Genomic DNA, 21712 nt, shown 5'->3' on the forward strand with positions numbered 1-21712 from the left:
CGATCACAGAATCAACATTATGTTGAATCGCTAATATAAAAATGGAGCTTCGGCTCCATTTTTTTATGCTTATTGCTGTATAATCTCTCGCCTATTTTGATACCTATTAATACAAGCTTTAATTTAATGTTACTAAATAAGCCTCTATTTCAATATTCTATTGGTGCTATCTCGCTGATCATCACATTGCTTTCTTCGCCAACGTTGGCACAGGGCGCAGCAAAAAGCGCTGCTGCTAAAGAGAGCCAGCAGCTCCATGCAGGTACCTCAAATGGAGATTGGGTTCAATTTACCTTTGAAAATGATGCATTTGGACTGATTAACACCAGTGATGATGACTATAGTAACGGCATAGAATGGAGCTGGGGAAAAGCTGTTGTCAATGACTTTGACGAGCTTGTATTACCTAAATGGCTTCAAGGTTTATATGGCTATAGTTATTTAAATCATGGCGATAATAGACAATATCAAATTAGTTATAGCGTTTCTCAGCGCATGTATACACCGGATGACTTACAGCAAGCAGCATTGATTGAATCCGATCGCCCCTATTCTGGAACTTTGCTATGGGGCACCACATTACGAAGCTATGGTGAAGGTGTTGCAGATAACTTAAGCCTCACATTGGGAGTGGTGGGCCCGGCATCTTTTGCTGAGCAAACACAAAAACAAGTTCACGAAATCATTGATGCTAAAGAGCCAATGGGCTGGGACAACCAATTAAGCAACGAGCCTGTGTTTAAGGTTGAAGCGCAGCGCCTTTACCAATTAGCGTACACACCTATTTCTGATAACCTTGAATTTGATACCGTTTTCCACGGTAAAGCTGGAATAGGTAATTTAATGAGTGATGTAGGTGCAGGCATGACATTTCGATTGGGGAATATTCTAACTCATAGCTACGCCTTTGTTTCTCAGGCGGCATCAAGAAGCAATAATGGCTACATTGTTAAGTCGGCTGATGAGCTAAGCTGGCAGGTATTTGTTACCTTCTACGGCCGTTATGTATTTAACGATATCACTATCGACGGCAACACCTTTACAGACAGCCACTCAGTAGAGTTAACCCACCAGCAAGCAATGGTTAACATGGGCTTTATGCTTAACTGGCAAAACTGGGGTTTAAGCTTTTCAGCTATTCGCGGCACAGAGCAGTATCAAGACCAGCCCAACAAAGCGAATTTCGCGGCAGTGAACATTAACTATCGCTTTTAACCTTTAAGCACCTTGCTGCTTTTAAGACGTTTTTGTTGGTACAAAGGCCAGATTTGAACTGTAAATACTGAGCCAACAATTAAAATAATGCCCAACAACGACCATATATCAATAGCATCAGCGCTAAAGGTATTTGGCCACAATCCTAGTTCAACCACCACAGCGTTAGCGGTAAAACTTAGCACTGGCGTCAGAGCTAACATGGCACTGACCTGAGCTGTTGGCCAATACTTCATCGCTTGCCCAAAACATCCATAAGCTATAAGCGTATTCGCAGCGCAAAAAACAATGACCAACCATTGATGATGAGTCATCAACTTGAATTGACTAAAGTCACTTAATGGCGCCATCAATAAAACACCTAAACCATAAATAAATAACAACACATTATTTGGCGATAATTTAGTGATTAATGACTTTTGCAGCAGTGCATAGCTGGTCCAAGATAGTACTGAAAATTGCACGATTAACACACCAAAGCCTATTTGACTGGCATTGGAAGCCGACACATCTAAGCTTGGATGGAAAAACAATAAAACACCTAATGCTAAGGTTGCAAAACAGGTTAACTGCAACGCTGTTAAACGCTCTTTAAAAAATAACGCGCCGCCAAATGCCAAATAAAACGGTGCGGTTTGAAAATTAAGTTGTGCAGTCCCCGGCGATAAATAATCTAATGAATACACAAAGGAAGTGTAATTACACATTAACAAAATGCCAGCAGCCGATAACCGCAGCCAATCCCGTTGAGATAAATCAACAAACTGCCTAAGTGCACCAAAGCGCCACTGTAAAAAATACGTCACCACAAAAGCGACTAAAAACCGAAACCAAGTCAGCGAAACCGGATCAATAAACCCACCTGATAGCTTAAGCGCTATGGGTAAAATGCCCCAAAAAATAACGGCAACTGAAACAAAGATTAGTCCTAAACGGGTATGACTCACGAAATTGGCAACTCTACTGAAATGAACTCATATTTTGCAACATACTGCCTGAATCTTGCCGACTAATAAACCGCTAAAAACGCGGATTATCATCTTCAGTATTCGCTATACAGGATTAAGAGTTTAGCCGCCTGATAACCATGGAAATCTTGCTTAATAAAGGTAAAATAGCCGCCATTAAAATAGCTATATATCCTGCTCCATCATGGATAATCCCTACACCTAACATCTAAGGAACACTGGTCATGAGTCTTGCTGATTCAGTTCTCGCAATTAACAATGATTTGCCTATCCGCACCGATAAACCGGTTCATAGCGGTAAAGTCCGCAGTGTTTATTGGCTAACAGATGCTGATAGCCGTCGCCTAATTAGCGACAAAGGCTACGATGTCCCTGCTGATACGCCATTAGCTATCATGGTTATCAGTGACCGTATCTCTGCGTTTGATTGTATTTTTCACGGTGAAGGTAACCTGCAAGGTATTCCTGGCAAAGGCGCTGCACTGAATGCAATTTCAAACCATTGGTTTAAGCTTTTTGCTGAAAACGGCTTAGCTGACAGCCACATCTTAGATATCCCACACCCGTTTGTATGGATTGTTCAAAAAGCACGTCCAATCAAAGTTGAAGCGATTTGCCGTCAATACATAACAGGTTCAATGTGGCGTGCATACGCTAAAGGTGAGCGTGAATTTTGCGGAATAACACTACCTGAAGGACTAAAGAAAGATCAAAAATTACCTGAGCTACTGATTACGCCTTCAACTAAAGGGATTTTAACTGGGATCCCAGGTGTGCCAGAGCAAGATGATGTTAATATCAGCCGTGCTGACATAGAAGCGAATGTTGAAGCATTTGGGTTCGAGCAGGCTTCAGATATCGACTTATACGAAAAGCTGCTTAAGCAAGGCTTTAAGGTTATTTCTGATGCTTTGAGTAGCCACGATCAGATGTTTGTCGATACTAAATTTGAATTTGGTTATGTGGATGACAAAGACGGTAACTCAAAACTGATTTACATGGATGAAGTTGGCACTCCTGATTCATCACGTATTTGGGATGGCGCAGCTTACCGTGATGGTAAGATTGTGGAAAATTCTAAAGAAGGTTTCCGTCAATTCTTACTTAACCATTTTGACGATGCTGACATTCTATTAAATAAAGACAGAATGCCTGAGCGTGAAGCTTTAGCACGTGATAACGACTTACCACTTGAAGCGATGATGAATGTATCTCGTACCTATACTGGTGTTGCTGAAAAAGTTACTGGTAGCAGTATCAAGCTTCCTGAAAATCCAAAAGCGGATATCATTAAGGTATTACGTGAAAATTACGATTTAATCGTTTAGTCAAACCAGACATTTACTTACCATGTGTGAGCAAATAGTCTGATTACTCAAAAGGCGCCTAAGGCGCCTTTTTTTGTATGGGTTATATCTTTGACTTTGAGATAAGGCCTATAAGTATTTAATCCAAGCCTGTTTACTCTGATGTTTATACTGGCTAAACCATTTAGTTGGAAAGTACAGTAACACCGCCAAAATCACAGTCACCGTCCATACCCAACCTATATGGGTAAAGCCATACAAGTCACCATAATTAGGCCCTATGACATTGATGGCGAACTGATACATGAACAGTAATAGATATAAATGCACTATATAGAAAAACATCGGTGCTGAGCCAAAGGTCGATAATATTTTACCGTACTTAGGGTCAACTTTTTCCAGTGCACGTAAGCACAATAGAGTGCCACCTATCGTTACTAACAGAAACGCTAACGACGGTGGATACTTGGTCACATTAAACACCGACTTTAATGTCATCAATAAGCTTTCACCTTGCTGCCAATCTAAGGTTTCACCATAAATATTAAAACCACGTAAAATGGCAAAAATAGCAAAACACCCCAACCCCAGCCCTATGAGAATTTTGTGGCGTTTAGCATCATCAAAACTCGCGCTGTAAATTGGCGCCATCACATAGCCTAATAAAATCACCCCAATCCAAGGCAAGACCGGATAACTTGCACGAATACCTACAAAATCGTTTGATAAAATATTACCGCGATCATGCAGTATTGCCCAAATCGTATAGCCCCACTCGCCTGGCTCAAAGTTAATTGGTGTCAATGCGTTATGGCCAAATACAATCACTAACCCAATAATTGCCAACCATACTCTTGGCAAACCAATTAATGCCGCTAGCGCTAGCATGCTAATACCAATAGCCCACATGACCTGTAACCAAATCATGTCGTAATTACCCATCCACTGAAAGGTAATGACCGTACATTCTAGGGCGATGATAAATAGGCCGCGTTTAATTAAGAATTCGCGCCCATTTCGCTGCGGTCCATGTTGAGGGTGACTATAAAGCCATGCTGAAACACCCGTTAAAAATACAAAGGTCGGCGCACAAAAATGCGCTGCAAAACGACTTAAAAACAACCCTGTACTAGTACTGTCTAGCATCATGGGATCGCTGATCTGCTCATGGAAAAAGAAACGTTCTCTCACATGATCTAACAACATAATCAACATGACGATGCCACGCATGATATCAATGCTATCAATACGCTTTTTTAGCATCGACGGGCTCATAGTATTCATTTAGGAATTCTCTTTAAAAACTTAAAAATCAAGATAAGCAACAATACCTGTACGACTTATCACTATATCAATCAGTTGACGTAATCATTGTTCTTTATAGTAAATAGCTTAAAAACCCCAAAGAAGCTGCAATGAAATATTTTCATAAAATTTACAAAACCCACAATATGTAAATGATAATGATTTTCATTTATATTTGATTAACTTTTATTTATCATCTGTTGCGAAAGTAACTCAAGCCAGAACCCCCAAATTCTAATTGTAAGCACAGGGCTTACATAGCAGTTAAGATGAAAAAAATATGAAACTTAGTCCAATTTGCTTGTCCATACTATGTACTTTTAGTGTCATTCAGTTTGCTTCAGCGGCTGAAAACGATGTTAAAGATACACCCGATGAAACAACGAACTTAGAAGTCATTGAAGTTAAAGGGCGCTATATCCAAGGCTACAATGCTCACTCTGCAAGCGGCGCATCACGTCTCGATCTAGCAATTACAGATATTCCTCAATCTGTTTCGGTGATCACTGAAGCGCAGATGAAAGATTTTCAACTAACCGATATTAATTCAGTGCTAGATACCGCGACAGGCATCAATGTTGAACGAATTGAAACTGATAGAACATATTATACAGCTCGCGGTTTTGACGTAACTAACTTCCAAATCGATGGTATTGGTTTACCGCTCACCTCGGGTAATAACCATGCCGACGAAGACACCGCAATTTATGATCGAATTGAAGTTATTCGTGGTGCAAATGGACTAATGACAGGTGTCGGTAATCCATCGGCAACAGTTAACTTTATTCGTAAACGTCCAACCGTCGAAGATCAATTATTAATATCAGGTACTTACGGCAGTGATAACAATGCCCGCCTTGAACTTGATGGCTCAATTGCTATTACAGATAAAGTATCAGCCCGTGCAGTTGCCGTTAAGCACCAACAAGATTCTTACCTTGACCGTTACGAGCAAGATAAAAATGTCTTATATGCGTTTATCGAAGCTGAAATTACTGATAACACGACTATCTCATTGAGCCACAGTTACATTGATAACGATGCAACAGGTAATAACTGGGGCGCTTTACCCCTTTATTATACAGATGGTAGTGCAACCAATTATGACCGCTCAACCAACACTTCTGCTGATTGGTCAAACTGGCAAGTCGAGAAAAATAATACCGTATTTGAAATAAGCCACTACTTCAATAATGACTGGCGTTTACGTGGAACTTATTCACATAAAGTCACTGACGAAGATACCGAACTATTCTATGTTTATGGCACCCCAGATAAAACAACAGGCTTGGGCCTTACGGGTTACGGCAGTGAATACGACTTAGATGAGACAACTGATTTAGCTGACTTATATGTTGATGGTAACTTTGATTTATTTGGTCGTAATCACCAACTTGTTGTCGGTATTAACCATGCTGAATTAACGTACCACGACACCTCGCTATACGACTACACCACAGGTAATGGTTTCCCTGCTATGCCAGATTTAAATGATTGGGATGGTAATACACCTAAGCCTACATTTAACGATGGGTTAACTGGCAGTGATGTTCGCACCAAGCAACAAGCCGCTTACTTCACTGGTCGATTCAACCTATTTGAAGATATGCACTTAATTGCAGGTGGGCGTTATAACACTTGGGAAGCGAACGGCGAAGCCTACAGTGTTGACCAAGAAACTGATGCCAGTGAGTTTATTCCTTACTTAGGTATGGTGTATCGCTTTAGACCTGAAGTCATTGCCTACGCTAGCTACACCGAAACTTTCTTAGCGCAAAAAGAGCTGGATATTAACGATCAGATGCTAGATCCGGTCACAGGTGAAAGCAAAGAAATAGGCATCAAGAGTGAGTTATTTGATGGCAATTTGATAGCCAGCCTTGCTTATTTCGATGTGGAACAAACTAACTTAGCCACACTAGATGAATCAACAATTTTACTGCCACCTGATCAACACCGCTATGTCGGAGCCGACGGAATTAACAGTAAAGGCTTCGAAATCGAGTTTGCAGGTGAGCTCTACACAGGGCTTCAAGCTAGTATTGGTTATACTGATTTTGAAATTAAAGGCGATGACGTTGTTGCTGATTACACCCCAGAAAAACTATTAAAACTAGCGGCAACTTACGAATTCCAAAATATCGAAGGATTATTCTTTGGTGTGAACATGCGCTGGCAAGATGATACTTCTCGTAAACAAGGTATCGTCGCAGATGGTTTCGATAATGCAGGGCAAGAAATTGTCACTGAACAAGAAGCCTATGCCATCGTTGATTTAATGGCTAAGTATCAATTCACTGATGATATTCAATTAACTGTTAACGCCAACAATATAACCGATGAAAAATACATCACCAGCTTGTATTGGGCTCAAGGGTTTTATGGCGCCCCAGCAAATTACAGTGCAACATTAACCTGGAAACTTTAAGTTTCATTAAAGGCTTCTTGTCTCAAGGCAAGAAGCCTTTTTGTATTAATTAGAGTCAATTATGAGAAAAACATTATTTAAGTGGCACTCCTATGGAGCGCTCATTGCTATGCTGCCGTTATTGATCATTTCAATAACCGGCAGCATTTTGGTTTTTAAAGTCGAAATAGATAGCCTGTTGCGTCCTGCCCACATGGTGGTTGAGGCAGACAATACAAGCGAACGTGTCAGTCTAGATACACTGATGCAAACCACACTCGATGCTAACCCAGAGTACGAACTGGGAGGTTGGGAACTATTTGATGATAAGCAGCGCTCTGATGCGGGTTATTTAATAAAGCGCGGTACTGAAGATTGGGAAAAGATTTACATTAACCAATACACAGGGGAGCTATTGTCTCAATCTCAGCCTATGGGACATTACATCACCGATTGGTTATTAGAGCTGCATTATACGTTTTTGCTTGAAGTTAAAGGAGCTTGGGTTGGTTTTGCTGCAGCGTTAATTATGCTGTTTTTAGGTGTTAGTGGGATTATTTTATATCGCCGCTTTTGGGCTAAATTATTCACCATGCGCCTCAAAGCTGTGAGGCGTATTTTATTTAGTGATATCCATAAGTTTATCGGTATTTTAAGCTCGCCAATTTTACTTATCATGGCGTTCACTGGTGGTTATTGGAACATCGCTGGCATATTGCATGAAATCAATGAGCATGGCGACGGCGGACACGTCTATATTACCGCCCCACTCCATAGTCCAGATATTTCGTTTGAAACCTTAAGACTACAAAGCTCAAAAGAGATCCCCACCTATCAAGCAGGGTATCTTGCAATGCCCCATGAGCCTGACCGAGATATTACTTTCTATGGTGCTGTAGAGACCAGCAACCCTCTCAATAGCGAATACTCAAGTATTGTCAGCTTTGATAAAACCAGTGGTGAATTAATCCAAAAACAAGATATACGTGAAGCGGGTTTTCTGATGGTATTTCTAGATAGCTTTCGTAAACTGCATTTTGGTTACTTTGGCGGGCTCATTACTCGCATAATCTGGTGTTTTGTAGGCCTAATGCCCGTTATTTTAGGCTTCACTGGCCTTTATTTATATTGGAGTCGTCGCCAACAAAAAGTCACAGCTAAACGCACAAGATCTGCCATTGAGACTCAATCCGCAACTTAGTAATAGTAAAAAAGGAGCCTATTGGCTCCTTTTTGGTATTAAACCATCAAACACGATTTAACCATAATAAGTATGAGTCTAAACTCATATTTATCTGACCTGATGTTCAAGGTTATGACTTAAAATCCACTTTTGTTATTAACTCCAGCTTTCCGTCTAAACCCTAATGCAGATAACAGCAATAAGCCTAAAAAGCTTAAGCTTGCTGCTGAAGCTTTAGTATCGGGGTATGCCAATGCTATTATCAGCGGATCATGATCTGATGAAGAGTAAGCATTTTCAGACTTAGCTAACTCTCCAGTATATTTACTGCTGTATTCAAACAAGCTCGATTCAACAGCATTAATATGCCAATCCTCAATTGCCACAACACGCGCTGCTAAGCTGCTATTACCTAAGGCATGATCTAAGTTGCCTAACTCACCATTATAGCTATATGAGTAAGTCGCAGGTCCATGGGCTTGAGTATTTAAATTAATGAGTCCATACCCTTTATCAACCACCAGCTCTTTAACTTCATGATCAAGTCCATTTAAGCGGGTGTGTGAGGCAGTTTTAATGACACGCTCGTTAAGATTTGCATCATAATCTGTTAGCACTGCTAAAGGATCTTCTTTGCCATAGGCATTCAAATCACCGATAACCAGCACATCACCGTCTAGATCTGTTATCGACTCACCGATAACCTTGGCAGCAGAGACACGAAACGCATTACACTTGCCCTGTAAATCCTCGGGTTCAGAATCTTCATTAAAACTTAACCAATCTTCTAAGCAGCCTGAGCCTTTAGATTTAAAGTGATTTACCACAATTGTCAGCTTTTGATCATTAATCATAAAGCCTTGCATTAGGCTGTGACGTTGGTACTTATGATAAGCAGGATTGGTTTCTTTCACGCCGTCATTGATACGTGTCACCACTCCCTCTTCGATGTGTTGTTCAGGCGTAGCGATAACCTTTGCTTTACCATCTAAAATAACAACTGCAGGACGATATAAAATACCGACAGCAATGGCATCAGTCCCGATCAAGCCATTATTGTCATCTACTTCAACGAATTTATAAGTAAGTTCAGCAGCCTGCTTTGCATTAAGTGCATCAACTAAGTTCTGTATTGCACTTAACTCGCCAAAGCCATTATTTTCAACTTCCATTATGCCAATAATGTCTGCATTCATTGCTGCCATGGCGTTAACGATTTTAGTTCGCTGCAACAGCATTTCTGACTCAATCTTTGCTCCTCGGTTGTGACCTAATGGATTAGCATCACCGCCAAATTCACTATTAAAGAAGTTCAGTACATTAAAACTGGCTACACGTAAGTCACCTTGATTAGCGATCGCTGGCACCTCGCTGCGATCGTGATTGCGAATAAAATCGCTAGCGCTAATCTCATTGGTTGGCATAAAGCGATATTTGTCATAGCTATAGCCAATTACCCCTTCAATATTGGTCAAGGTATCACCAATGCGAATATAACCATTTTCAGCATTAAAATTTGGAAAGTACGGCACTTTGCCATGCTCAGCTTTATAGTCAGATTCAACAACAATTTGGTTCGCTATATTAGCGTGGTTCAACGCTATAGCCTCTGCCGATAATGGCGCGTAAACCTGAGTGGCTTTCATCAATGGCGCTTGATGCGATAACACCATGTTGTTGCGGTATGAATCATAATCAAGACTAAATGAACGAGTCACTTGCATATCACTTGCAGCTGTTAAGACAACTTTCATGCCTTCAAATTGTTCAAGTGCTTGGGCTAAGCTTTGATTTTCTTTTATCTGTAGCGGCGTGGCAGCCAACTCACCGACATGCTTACCAATTGAGAACTTTTGCTGCTCTTCAATATTAATTTGAGTAAAACCAGCATGTTCTTGTACTTTTCCAGTGACGCAAATTTCCATCCCTGGGACAATTTCTGCTGGAGCAGACGCGCCCCAATGCACAAAAATACCATCAGATGTTAGAGGTGAGCCATCGCCTTGTGGGTCTTGGATAAAGAAGCCTTTATATAACCTATCGGCTCGAGCAGTAACCACACCCGTGGTGGTGACTTCGTTAATCGACTCATTGTCACCCTTTACAACTAATGGACTAGCAGAGCTCGCACCTTGGATTTTATAAATCGGCGTAATGGTTTTGCCTTCACACAAAACCTCAGCAGCAATTGGCGCATTTGTTGTAACAACTTTGGCTTGTACCTGCATTGGCATAGCCAAAATAGTAGCCAACGACATCGCAGATAATATGCTCACTCTCATTTTTCATTCCAATTTATTATTTTTATGCTTATTGAAGCAATTTATTAACTGACTTTTTAAGCACTAATTCATTGAGTTATTACATTAAAAAGGAGCCGAAGCTCCTTTTTAATTTATCATTCAATTACTATTGAATTACTATTGAATTACTACTGAATTCTAATAACACACGTTAGCAATTAATATTTTGCAGCCTCATTTTCTTTTGGCATCGTCGCTTCAATAAACTCACGTAAATCTTGATTAGACTGCTTTAGATCTTCTGAACGCAAGTACATCATATGACCACTACGGTAACCTTTAAAGCTTAAGCGGTCTTTCATTTTGCTGCTTGGATCCAATTGCCACATGCTGTACTTAGCATCAAAGTAATTAGTTGCGCCATCATAATAACCCGCTTGTACCATGACATTTAAGTACGGATTTTGTGCCATTGCCTGACGCAGGTTTTCACCGGTTTTGTTGTTAGTGCGATCCCAAGGGTGCACATTACCCAGCATGAAATACTTGATGTCCGTTTTATAATTGAGTTCTTCACGCATGTAAGCATTAATCGCCGGTGTGAATGAATGCAGCCATGAGGTTAACTCTGCATTGTAATCAGGGCTATCACCGACATCTTGCTTATCAATACCAAGATAGCGAGAGTCTAAACGACCAATGGTTTGTCCACGTTCACGCAATAACTCTTTCCAAAAAAACCGCGTTGATACATCAAGATTTGATTTAAGTACTGCATCGACACTCAAACCTGAAAAATGAGCCACTTTTTCTGCAATTTTCTGTTTATGATCCGGTGCGATAAATCCGCCCATCGCCAATGCCGGAATATATTCATTAATGGTAAAGGCTTCAACTTCTGGTAAAAACTCGGTCAAATCGGTCTGTTGTAAATCATCAGCTAATGCCTTGTGAAACCAAGCCGCTGCGGCAAAGTACGGTAAGCGATTAGCTGACTTAACTGGGCCTTTACGTTCTATACCGATATCAGTTGGTGACACTAACACTACGCCATTAAGGTACATCCACTGACGGTTTTGTAGTTCTAATGCTAAACCAGATACTCGTGTAGTACCGTAACTTTCACCAATTAAATACTTAGGTGAACGCCAGCGTTCGTTGCGGGTCACAAAAGTATTTAGCCACTCAGCAAGGTATTTAATGTCGGCGTTCACGCCAAAAAACATCTCTTGTTGCTTATCTTTACTTGGCATCTGACCATCTGCGTTTGGCAGCACTCTTGAATATCCAGTATTAACTGGGTTTACATAAACTATATCTGCAATATCCAAAATTGAATGAGGATTCGCTTTAACCCCGTATGGCTGCAACGGATAACCTTCATCATCCACATTGATTGCTCTTGGGCCTGTATAACCAATATCCATCCATACTGAAGCAGAACCTGGCCCACCATTAAATGAAATCAATAACGGTCTTTTAGCTGTGCTGCGGACATTTTCACGTTGATAATAGGTATAACTAAGGGTTGCTACCGCATCGCCATTGTCATTCCAAACTGGCTGAGTTCCCACAGTGGCTGTGTAGGAAAAACTATTACCATTGACTTTAGTTTTATGTTCAGTGACAACGGTTTCATCAACCGCGATTTTACGGCTGTATTCAGCCATCGATGTAGAATTTGATTTGTTTTTAGCTGTATCTTCGGCATACGCCGTAGCTGAAATTAGCATTGGAGAAATGCAAAGCAGCGTTGCTGCAAGGGTAATAACCTTCATACCTGTTCTCTTTTTTTATCAATCTTGGGTACTTGTGTGGGTATATTAAATGTTCAAATGTCTAATAGTGCAATCAAAGTGTTATCCTAAGTACAGCAACACGTTAACAAATAACGATAAGGTACTGATTTAAAAAACTTTTTAGGTATAACATTAATCGTAAGCAAACGTACATTCACATTTTTACAAAATGATGCTGTAAAAAATACATACAAAGGAAAGGCTTAGGGAAGAAGCATTCATGAATTTTAACGGCACATTAAGTCCAAAAATACAAAGCTGGCAGCAACCTAATTGGCCACAAAATGCTAAACATTGGACAGAGTTTGAACTCAATAAAAAGCACTTTCGCTTAATTGGAGAACAGCAACAAGTTAAAGGTTGGACGTTAGGGTATGTTTTAAGACAGACAACTTATTCTGGCGACGTATTCTTTAAAGCTACAGCTTTCCTTCCTCTATTCTCAAACGAAGCCAGTCTATGTGCCAAATTATACGAACTCTTTCCACAATATAGTGCAGAGGTCATCGCATTTGATGCCAGCCAACAATGGATGCTAACAGCAAGTTTTGGGGAAGCATTTGTTGATACTGTGCCCTTATCTGATTGGGCTGAGCCATTCGCAGCCTTTGCTAAACTGCAAATTACTTCGGTTAAGCATATTACTGAACTCGAAAGTGCTGGATGTATTCGCCGTGATATCACAAACCTTCCTAAGCAGCTTAGAAACATATTTCAAAATGAAGCCATCACCTCTCGCTTACCCAAAGAACTTAACCTGTCTGCAGATAAACTAAACCACGTCATCGAACGCTTAATAAGTGCCGTTGCAGCTTTATCTGCATTTAAGATACCCAATACATTGGTTCACAGCGATTTACATATAGAAAATATTGCAGCTGCGAAATCTCGCCCTCAAAAACTTAACTATGGTGATGCTCCAAAAGACGAAGGATTTGTTTTTTTGATTGGAGCGATGGCTGCATTAGCCACCCTTTCATTGACGGTACCTATTTATTTAGAATGAATGACAGTGAAGATAAGCAATATGTTATTGATACTTATCTATCTCAATGGCGAGAATATGGATCTCGCGATGAGCTATTACAAGCTTGGCAGCTCGCTGAATTTATTTGTTACGCCCATCAAGCTGTTTCTTATGCAGGGATGCTGCACATTTTGACTCAGGAACAAACACCAGATTTAGTCATCGCTTTTGAAAATGCCTTTAGGCGGTTTTTAAATAAAGCAATGAATTAAAGATGATTTAAACTGCTTAATAAAGGCTTGTTTACATGGCAACACAATACGTTCTTGGTTATTAATTTTGCCAGCATGTAACTGATGTAACAAACCACGTAAAAAAGCCATTATTTTGTAAAAAACCGTATCAAATCCTGTTTACCTGCTCTAAAATTCGATTAATTTTCATCACTGAAGCATCGACAATATGAAACAAGTTGAATTTCGTAATATTGATAAGCTATTTATTAAAATGTCTATTAACGATAAGTTTTGGGCGATTTTCGGACTATTTTTACTGATTGTTAGCAGTATCTCGATCAACAGTTACTTCAACAGCATAAATCAAATAGAGCAAAGCTCAATGACAGTGCTCACTGAGAAGGTGACAGCTACAGTTAATACGCTTGAAGCAACTGGACAGCTTGAGCAAGCAAATGCTGCTGGGTTATCCGTATCTGACTTTAATCAACAAAGCGATCGTAATGGCCATAACGTTACAGCGGTAGTTCAAGCTAATGGACAATATTTTTCATTAACTGAATCAGTTCGTAATGCTGAAAGTGATGCCAAACAAGCGGCATTATATAGCTTATTACTGTCTTTTTTATGGGTACTGCCTTTTGCTTTAGTGATCTACTGGAATGCAACCTTTATAGGCGGGGCATTGTGGGTACTTTGGGACACCACAGCTAAAATCGGTAAAGGTGATTTAACTTCTCGCTTAGGGTTTCACCCAGGGCGTGATGAGTTTGGCACCATAGGCTGCGCATTAGACCAAGCAATGGATACTTTAACCGAGTTGGTTGTGACGGTTAAAAAGAGTGCTGACACCTTACACACCACATCAAGCTCATTTGCCGATGAAACTCAGCAAAGCGCTGAACAAATCGATCAACAGTATATTTCATTGGACTCTGTTGCTACGGCAATGGAAGAAATGACTGCTTCATCTTTAGAAGTCTCCAATATTGCCAAAAATACTACCCAACAGGTTGAGCAAGATTCTGAATACACCAAGCAAAGCTACAACCGTGTGAAACGTGCTATTGAAGAAATTCAGCAGTTATCAACTTACATCGAAAAAACTTCAGACTCAGTTGGCAGCTTAAAAGAAAATGCCACCAAAATTAATGAAGTTATCACCACTATTAATGCCATTTCTGAGCAAACAAACTTGCTGGCATTAAACGCCGCTATCGAAGCTGCAAGAGCGGGTGAAATGGGACGTGGATTTGCCGTGGTTGCTGATGAGGTTCGTACTCTTGCCAGTCGAACTCAATCTGCGACAGTTGAAATTCAGACCATGATAGAGCAGCTACAATCAGAAACTCAAAACATCGATAGCATTACCCAAGACACTGTTAAGCAAGCGCAAAGCAGTAGCGACCTTATTACCAATATTGGCACTGATGTTAATGCCATTGCTGAGTCTTCTCGCTCTATCATGGATATGAGTTTCCATATCTCAACATCATCTGAAGAGCAAAGCGCTGTAGCCAATGACATTGCTAAAGAGCTAACGGAAATTAGAGTTAAATCGAATACCATCCGTGATCTTGCTAATCAATCTTCAAATGGTGTCGTTGATTTATCTGAAGCTTCTGCTAACTTAGGCCGAATTTTAAGTAACTACCAAACGGCGTAATTGAGACGCAGATAAAAAGCTAAAAAATGCCGATATTCATTATCGGCATTTTTGTCTTTGAACTTAGCTAATAGGGGTTATCCGCTAATTTATTAATCATTCTCGCTACAACTATTGTGAGTAGTTTTATAGCTGATGAAGGGTATAACCAAACTGGCTTTGGCTATCTTTGGTTAATACAAAGCTGTAGTTGGTATCACCGTCAAAGCTGATTAATTCAGATTGGTAAAGCAACGTTTGAGTGCCGTTATCAGACTCATAAACCACATTAATTTCATAATCATCTTGTGGCATGACTAGGCTTTCTTGTTCGGCAAAATCAATATCTTCAATGGTGTATTCAGCAGACTCAATAGTTTCAGAGCTATTAACAAAATACACGGTTAAGTCATCGTAATCTTGCGATAAGTTCGCTACATCGACTGTGTATTCAAAAGCTCTTGGACGCATATCATGCTCAATAACCATCCCTTTAATGCTGTCATCTTGGTATAGCAATAGAGTACGAATGTCATCCTGATTAAAGGTCACTAATACATTGTCTAGAATAACCTCAGAGCTCTCGACGTTTGTCACTGTCACCCCGTAGTCATTAAAGCCCGTTTGCTGAAAATCACTCGCGCTAAACGGTGTAATATCGTGAAGGTAATGAGATTCTAATTTACTGACCACATCCACATCTAAGGTGATGTCTTCAAGGCCGTTAAAGATTCTAAAGTCAGCTGTTGAGTCAATATTGGTATATGACACTGGTGTAGAAGTAGAGTCAACGCTGTCTAAGGTAATCTTTAAATCCCCAGAACCAAAGCTATTACGAAGTACAAATTTATATACAGTTTCAGTGGTTAAGCTCATGCTGTTAGTGGTATATACCACATTGTCAGTACCTTGCTCAGTCAAGTAAATAACATACTCGTCGGTGTCTAACATTAACTCGGTGGTGTAACCACGATAATTGATGCTGCCCAGCATAGTCGCGTCTTGATATTCATCACTATCTAACGAAATATAAGCATCATATGCCATGTCTTCTGAAGTCACATTTGCAACCAACACCTGCATTTTGCTGTAATCTTCATCGTCGTCATCATTCATATCATCCATGTCGCTGCGATCGTAGCTGATGTCTAATAACTCAGGAGAATGGTAGTCGCCATAGAGCACAAATAAATGATTTTCTTCATTGCTGAAGCTCATATCCTCACTATAAATCGTCACAGTGTCTTCATTTTCGTCCTGACCATAAATCTCCATTTCAACACTACCTGTATCGTAGCTATAACGTGGCATTGAATCCCCAAACTCTATATCACTGTATTCATAGTCGTCTAAAACTAGAGAAGTGGCAGTACTATTTACAGAGGCATTGTAATACTGAATATAGGCCGAACTATCTGAGCTCTCGTCACTGTCATCACTTGAGTCGCATCCAACAAGCGCTACACTTCCTGCGCAAAACATCATCAAGCTGAACACATTTTTATTAAACATATCTACTCCGTTAACTATTTAATTACATTCTCAAGAGATAGGACAAGGCACGGGTGTAAGTGACCGTAAAGAAGTGTAAAGATAGGAAAGCGAGCGTAAATACTTTTTGATTACAAAAAATAGACACAAAAAAGCACTGCGAATGCAGTGCTTTAAATAGCAAAAGGGATTAAAAATTAACTACCCGCGATTTTCATCTCGCTCAGTAAAATACCACCTGTGCGAATTGATGAACGCAAGTCTTGATCTTTAGCGACCCCTTGGATCCCCATAAACATGTCTTTTAAATTACCTGCAATGGTAATTTCTTCAACTGGATACTGGATCACGCCATTTTCAACGTAAAAACCAGCAGCCCCGCGAGAATAATCACCTGTGACCATATTCACGCCTTGCCCCATAACTTCTGTAACAATAAGGCCAGTACCCATCTCTTTAACTAACTCGTCAAAGGTTTGCCCTGTATTGCTTAAGGTCCAATTATAAATGCCACCAGCATGACCGGTATTCGGTAGCTCTAGCTTACGGGCTGAATAACTGGTTAGTAGATAAGTTTCTAATTGGCCACGTTCAATGATTTGACGTTGTTGAGTCGCTACGCCTTCACTGTCGTAGTTTGCACTTGCCAGTGCGCCGATAAGATGTGGGTTTTCTTCAATACTGAACCACTCAGGGAAAAGCTGAGTATGAATCGAGTCTTGTAAAAAACTCGATTTACGGTACAAACTGCTACCGCTAATTGCGCCAATCAAGTGACCAATCAAACCTGTAGCAATTTCAGGCGAAAACAAAACCGGTAAATTCGAGGTCGGAATTTTACGAGCATCAAGACGGTTTAAGGTCTTATTAGCTGCTAATAGTCCGACTGACTCAGGCGTCATTAACTCATTATATTTACGCGCAATCGTGTAATCATAGTCACGTTGCATGTTGCCATCAGCTTCTTCGCCAATCACAACGCAACTTAAGCTGTAACGAGAACTGCAGTAACCGTTTAAAAAGCCGTGGCTGTTACCGTAAACTTTGGCAGCTGTGTGAGCATTGGCGGTCGCGCCATCTGAATGCTGCACGCGCTTATCCACTGACAAACTCGCTTCTTCAGCACGGATGGCTAACTGAGCTAACTCATCAGGCGTAACATCTTGCGGGTGATATAAATCTAAATCACGAATGGTTTGCGCCATCAGCTCTTTATCCGCTAACCCACTAAAAGGGTCTGACGACGTGTATTTTGCAATGTCATCAGCTGCTTTTACTGCAACGGCAATAGCTACAGGGCTCAAATCTGAAGTTGATGAGCTACCTTTGCAGCCGTCACGATATACGGTAATGCCTAATGCGCCGTCTTTATTAAATTCAACGGTTTCAACTTCTTTTTCACGGGTTGAAACCGATAATCCTTGTTGTTTACTAATGGCGACTTCAGCAGCGCTCGTGCCTAGTTTTTTTGCATGTTCTAATGCTACAGCAACGGCATTTTTTAACGCCGCTAATTCAGTATCAATATTTTGGGTAGACACAAACTTACTCTTTAGTTTCCATTGTTGCGCCTAGCATATCAAATTCAAAACTGTATTGATAACCATCAAAACAAGGATTTAGGCGCACAAATAGGCTTAAATAAACTAACCTATAGTTATCATGTTGAATTATCACTTAATGCATGTGAATTAGTTTTAAAGTAAATCGTCGACTTAACGTATATTCAGTGGCCGCAATAGCCTCTGAAGTGTTATTATTCGCCGATATTTATTAGAGGTTATTTACTATGAAAATTGTCGGCGATTCAGATCACTTCCACCAGCCATATGACAATGACGATGATTACGTCAGCAGAACAGAATTCAAAAAAGAAAGCGAAGATGCGCAAGAACTAGGCATGCGCCTAATTGCGTTGAGTAAGTCACAACTAGACAAAATTGGCTTAGATGAATTCTTGTATGATGCTGTACTAAAAACAAAAAGCATTAAACCTAAAACTGAGGCGTACCGTCGCCACCTTCAGTATATAGGTAAATTGATGCGTGGTTTTGAACACGAACCGATTATTACAGCCCTAAATAATGTGCTGAATAAAAACAATAATGAAACTGCTCAAGTGCAGATTATTGAAAAACTTCGTGCTCGTTTACTCGAAAACCCAAATGAAGAAGTTGAAACTTTACTTGCTCAACATGAAGCATTTGATCGTCAAAAACTGCGCCAGCTTATTCGCCAATCAAATAAAGAATTAGCCAAAGGCCCTGAATCAAAATCTCATAAAGAATTATTCAAATACTTACGCGCTGGATTAGCTGAATAGAATTTACTTTACAAGGATGTTGCTGATGCTACTAAAAAAAATAATATACGCACTGCCTTTATCAATTGCTTCACTTGGATTACTCGGGTTACTTACTGGTTGTAATGGCCCGTCTGATGACAATGACAATGGTGGAGGCGAAGATGGTAGTTATAGTATCAGCGTGAGCTATCAAACTGTTGTTGATGGTCAATGTGATGCTGATACAGACTCACTGACATTTGATATTAACGAAAGCTTTTGTGCTGTTGCTCAGCTAAAGCTATCAAATAGCAATGTTAGCGGCGCCATTGTCAATTTTGTTCCTGATTTTGGCGACGCTAGTGCTGACAGTAAATTAACTGACAGTGATGGCCTGGCCAGCGTCTTCATCAGCTCAACTGACAGCGCAGTTGGTGCAGGCACCCTCACGGTGACATACAATCCTGATGACGCTGATAGTGTCAGTGCCAGCAAAAACTATCAATTTGAAGATAGCAATACCATTCCCACTCCTGACTCAATCTCAGTAACTGCTAGTATTACCCAATCAGGCCAAACGGTTACCAGTTTTAAAATTGATCAACCTGTACTACTGACTGCCAATATTCTCGATGGCACAAACCAGCCAATTGCGGATCAGCTAGTTACTTTCCAAGCAGGTAATGCCAGCTTATCGCCAAATACGGCGCTGACTTCTGCAGATGGTATTGCGACGGTCAGTTATACCGCAGCCAGTAGCGATCTTGGTGCATACACTTTAGTGACCAGCACTGACTATAATGGAACAACGATTACGGGCACCAGTGCATATCAAGTCTTAGCCAGTGATGAGGTCATCCCTGATGGCACACTCAAATTTGGTTATATCGACAGTAACAACACTTTCCATGAAAATGAACTTGGTTCAACCTTAGTGGAAAATACTGATGGTGAATACGTTATTGGAGCAGGTGCTAGCTTTGGCGTTATTGCTGACATCATCGTCGAAGCCGATGATGGTAGTTTCACCCCACTACAAACACCGACGAGTGTTTCGTTCACTTCCGATTGTGTCGTTAATGCTGATGCCAGCATTGACTCACCAGTGACGTCATCAGCAGGCCAAGCACGCTCAACGTACCAAGATACCAGTTGTAGCGGTAACAGTGTCCGCAGTGAGCAAATCGTAGCATCCGCTGTTGTTGGCAGTGAAACATTCAGTGCCACCTTTGACTTCTCCTTAGAACGTCAAACATTAGGTAGCTTAAGCTTCATCTCTGCAGAGCCAACGCAAATTCGCATTAAAGGCGCAGGTGGAACAGGGTCAACAGAAACGTCATTGGTGACCTTTTTAGTTAGCAGTGCCAGCGGCCAACCAGCAGCTCAGCAAGCGGTAGACTTTAGCTTAGATACTATCGTTGGCGGCTTAAGTTTTGCCAATGGCGAAACCACCAGCGAAGCTACCAGTAATTCTGAAGGCTTAGTCACAGTGACCGTTCAATCTGGCACCATTCCAACTCCAGTTCGAGTGCTTGCCTCTGCAACAGACTCAGATTCTGGCGATACTATTACTACACAGTCAGAGCAGTTAACCGTGAATACCGGTTTGCCGCAACAACTAGGCTTTAGCCTCTCACCTTCATTATTTAATCCTGAAGCAGGAAATATTGATGGTACAGAAGTGGTAATGACAGTGTTTGCCTCTGATAGCTTTGGCAACCCCGCACCTGATGACACAACGGTGAATTTCACGTCTGAAGGTGGCCAAATACAACCGTCTTGTTCTACTGTAAACGGAACATGTTCAGTGATTTGGACATCTGCAGATCCTCGCCCTACTGATCACCGCGTGACTGTACTCGCCTATGCATTAGGTCATGAAACCTTTTTCGATACTAACGGTAACAACATATTTGATGATGCCGACGGCGGTGTGATTGTAAATGCATGTTTAGACAGTGCAGATAATGCCATTGCCTGTACGGGTAACGGCATGGATCGAGAAACCTATCATCAAGGTGGCTTCAGTGACATAGGTGATGCCTTTAGAGATGATGACGAAGTAGGAGTTTATGTTCCAGGTAAACCATTCTTCAGCGCACAAGGTAATAGCAGCTACTCAGGTCCTGATGGCAAATTTAATGGCCCGCAGTGTGAAGGTAGTTTATGTGGTGAAGACCAAGCTAATAAAATCTATATTCGTTCAGCCACAGTACTTACCATGGCTGGGTCAGTTGCCAGCATCATTCCCACAGATGTTGATGGCGGCTTATTAACTAGCCTAACATTAGCACCAGAAGAAATGACCACGGTATTAATTGAACTATATGATAGTGCACGACAAGTAATGCCTTCAGGTTCTACGCTAACTATCACCGCCATTAACGGCGCTGTTAACTTTAATGGTTATACTGTGCCAAATGCTACTTGCTTCACATACTCAGATGGGGACTTAACCCATGCCTGTGATCAGGTGGCGACTAAGTTTATTTATACTGCTGCAAATGAGGCTGGTGAAGATATTATTACCTTCACAGTGACAACCCCTTCTGGATTAATCACTAATTCAGACATCAGTGTCACAGTTCAATAGGCAACATTTAATCGACTTTAAATAGTAGAAATACATTAGATTCAATTTAAAGCTCGCTTCGGCGAGCTT

General features: G+C 40.8%; 15 protein-coding genes. 9 read left to right on the forward strand and 6 right to left on the reverse strand.

Annotated features, from left to right (window positions below; translation table 11 throughout):
* Positions 1-126 precede the first annotated feature (126 nt).
* On the forward strand, positions 127-1215 hold the full coding sequence (locus AC0L4E_RS16455) for a lipid A deacylase LpxR family protein (protein WP_473680245.1): 1089 nt from the start codon (positions 127-129) through the stop codon (positions 1213-1215).
* Here AC0L4E_RS16455 and AC0L4E_RS16460 read toward each other — a convergent pair.
* Positions 1212-2162 carry a DMT family transporter gene (locus tag AC0L4E_RS16460; protein WP_473680247.1) on the reverse strand — a complete coding sequence of 317 codons (951 nt, stop codon included), beginning with the start codon at positions 2160-2162 and terminating at the stop codon, positions 1212-1214. The genes AC0L4E_RS16455 and AC0L4E_RS16460 overlap by 4 nt on opposite strands.
* Positions 2163-2407: 245 nt before the next feature.
* Between AC0L4E_RS16460 and AC0L4E_RS16465 the strand changes: the two genes are divergently transcribed.
* The gene (locus AC0L4E_RS16465; RefSeq protein ID WP_473680249.1) at positions 2408-3511 is read left to right on the forward strand and encodes a phosphoribosylaminoimidazolesuccinocarboxamide synthase; all 1104 of its coding nucleotides are present in this window, start codon (positions 2408-2410) and stop codon (positions 3509-3511) included.
* Between the two features lie 108 nt (positions 3512-3619).
* Here the strand turns inward: AC0L4E_RS16465 and AC0L4E_RS16470 are convergent, their stop codons facing one another.
* Entirely contained in the window at positions 3620-4774 is a 1155-nt protein-coding gene (locus AC0L4E_RS16470; protein WP_473680251.1) for an acetyltransferase domain-containing protein, read from the reverse strand.
* A 301-nt stretch (positions 4775-5075) separates the two neighbouring features.
* Here AC0L4E_RS16470 and AC0L4E_RS16475 point away from each other — a divergent pair, with 301 nt between their 5' ends.
* Both AC0L4E_RS16475 and AC0L4E_RS16480 read left to right on the forward strand, forming a co-directional pair.
* Positions 5076-7223 (forward strand): TonB-dependent siderophore receptor, encoded by a 2148-nt coding sequence (locus AC0L4E_RS16475; RefSeq protein ID WP_473680253.1) that lies wholly within the window; start codon positions 5076-5078, stop codon positions 7221-7223.
* A 61-nt stretch (positions 7224-7284) separates the two neighbouring features.
* Entirely contained in the window at positions 7285-8403 is a 1119-nt protein-coding gene (locus tag AC0L4E_RS16480; protein ID WP_473680254.1) for a PepSY-associated TM helix domain-containing protein, read from the forward strand.
* 119 nt (positions 8404-8522) lie between these two features.
* Here AC0L4E_RS16480 and AC0L4E_RS16485 read toward each other — a convergent pair whose 3' ends face one another.
* Together AC0L4E_RS16485 and AC0L4E_RS16490 are read right to left on the reverse strand one after the other, a co-directional pair.
* Entirely contained in the window at positions 8523-10613 is a 2091-nt protein-coding gene (locus AC0L4E_RS16485) for an ExeM/NucH family extracellular endonuclease (protein ID WP_473681718.1), read from the reverse strand.
* Between the two features lie 233 nt (positions 10614-10846).
* Positions 10847-12406, reverse strand: coding sequence for a S10 family peptidase (locus AC0L4E_RS16490; RefSeq protein ID WP_473680256.1), 1560 nt, complete (start codon positions 12404-12406; stop codon positions 10847-10849).
* Between the two features lie 241 nt (positions 12407-12647).
* On the opposite strand from AC0L4E_RS16490, the gene AC0L4E_RS16495 reads away from it, so the two are divergent.
* From AC0L4E_RS16495 to AC0L4E_RS16505, 3 genes are all read left to right on the forward strand, one after another.
* A complete protein-coding gene (locus tag AC0L4E_RS16495; RefSeq protein WP_473680258.1) occupies positions 12648-13433 on the forward strand; it encodes a hypothetical protein in 786 nt (261 codons plus the stop codon).
* On the forward strand, positions 13430-13666 hold the full coding sequence (locus tag AC0L4E_RS16500; protein ID WP_473680260.1) for a hypothetical protein: 237 nt from the start codon (positions 13430-13432) through the stop codon (positions 13664-13666). The genes AC0L4E_RS16495 and AC0L4E_RS16500 overlap by 4 nt, the downstream gene beginning before the upstream one ends.
* Before the next feature lie 190 nt (positions 13667-13856).
* Positions 13857-15296 (forward strand): methyl-accepting chemotaxis protein, encoded by a 1440-nt coding sequence (locus AC0L4E_RS16505; protein WP_473680262.1) that lies wholly within the window; start codon positions 13857-13859, stop codon positions 15294-15296.
* Positions 15297-15422: 126 nt separating this feature from the next.
* On the opposite strand, the gene AC0L4E_RS16510 is transcribed toward AC0L4E_RS16505, so the two are convergent.
* Together AC0L4E_RS16510 and pmbA are read right to left on the reverse strand one after the other, a co-directional pair.
* Positions 15423-16787: a hypothetical protein gene (locus tag AC0L4E_RS16510; RefSeq protein WP_473680264.1), complete on the reverse strand. Its 1365-nt coding sequence runs from the start codon at positions 16785-16787 to the stop codon at positions 15423-15425.
* Positions 16788-16963: 176 nt separating this feature from the next.
* Positions 16964-18307 (reverse strand): metalloprotease PmbA, encoded by a 1344-nt coding sequence (pmbA, locus tag AC0L4E_RS16515; protein ID WP_473680266.1) that lies wholly within the window; start codon positions 18305-18307, stop codon positions 16964-16966.
* 248 nt (positions 18308-18555) lie between these two features.
* Between pmbA and yjgA the strand changes: the two genes are divergently transcribed.
* Both yjgA and AC0L4E_RS16525 read left to right on the forward strand, forming a co-directional pair.
* Positions 18556-19089, forward strand: a complete 534-nt coding sequence (yjgA, locus tag AC0L4E_RS16520) for a ribosome biogenesis factor YjgA (RefSeq protein WP_473680268.1) — start codon at positions 18556-18558, stop codon at positions 19087-19089.
* Between the two features lie 25 nt (positions 19090-19114).
* Positions 19115-21643 carry an Ig-like domain-containing protein gene (locus tag AC0L4E_RS16525; protein WP_473680270.1) on the forward strand — a complete coding sequence of 843 codons (2529 nt, stop codon included), beginning with the start codon at positions 19115-19117 and terminating at the stop codon, positions 21641-21643.
* Positions 21644-21712 lie beyond the last annotated feature (69 nt).

The organism is Shewanella sp. GJ50-10 (genome assembly GCF_055808815.1).

Coding starts and splice junctions, on each gene's coding strand:
- AC0L4E_RS16455 (WP_473680245.1), top strand. CDS start 127: ATGTTACTAAATAAGCCTCTATTTCAATATTCTATTGGTGCTATCTCG.
- AC0L4E_RS16465 (WP_473680249.1), top strand. CDS start 2,408: ATGAGTCTTGCTGATTCAGTTCTCGCAATTAACAATGATTTGCCTATC.
- AC0L4E_RS16470 (WP_473680251.1), bottom strand. CDS start 4,774: ATGAATACTATGAGCCCGTCGATGCTAAAAAAGCGTATTGATAGCATT.
- AC0L4E_RS16475 (WP_473680253.1), top strand. CDS start 5,076: ATGAAACTTAGTCCAATTTGCTTGTCCATACTATGTACTTTTAGTGTC.
- AC0L4E_RS16480 (WP_473680254.1), top strand. CDS start 7,285: ATGAGAAAAACATTATTTAAGTGGCACTCCTATGGAGCGCTCATTGCT.
- AC0L4E_RS16485 (WP_473681718.1), bottom strand. CDS start 10,613: ATGCAGGTACAAGCCAAAGTTGTTACAACAAATGCGCCAATTGCTGCT.
- AC0L4E_RS16490 (WP_473680256.1), bottom strand. CDS start 12,406: ATGAAGGTTATTACCCTTGCAGCAACGCTGCTTTGCATTTCTCCAATG.
- AC0L4E_RS16495 (WP_473680258.1), top strand. CDS start 12,648: ATGAATTTTAACGGCACATTAAGTCCAAAAATACAAAGCTGGCAGCAA.
- AC0L4E_RS16500 (WP_473680260.1), top strand. CDS start 13,430: ATGAATGACAGTGAAGATAAGCAATATGTTATTGATACTTATCTATCT.
- AC0L4E_RS16505 (WP_473680262.1), top strand. CDS start 13,857: ATGAAACAAGTTGAATTTCGTAATATTGATAAGCTATTTATTAAAATG.
- AC0L4E_RS16510 (WP_473680264.1), bottom strand. CDS start 16,787: ATGTTTAATAAAAATGTGTTCAGCTTGATGATGTTTTGCGCAGGAAGT.
- yjgA (WP_473680268.1), top strand. CDS start 18,556: ATGAAAATTGTCGGCGATTCAGATCACTTCCACCAGCCATATGACAAT.
- AC0L4E_RS16525 (WP_473680270.1), top strand. CDS start 19,115: ATGCTACTAAAAAAAATAATATACGCACTGCCTTTATCAATTGCTTCA.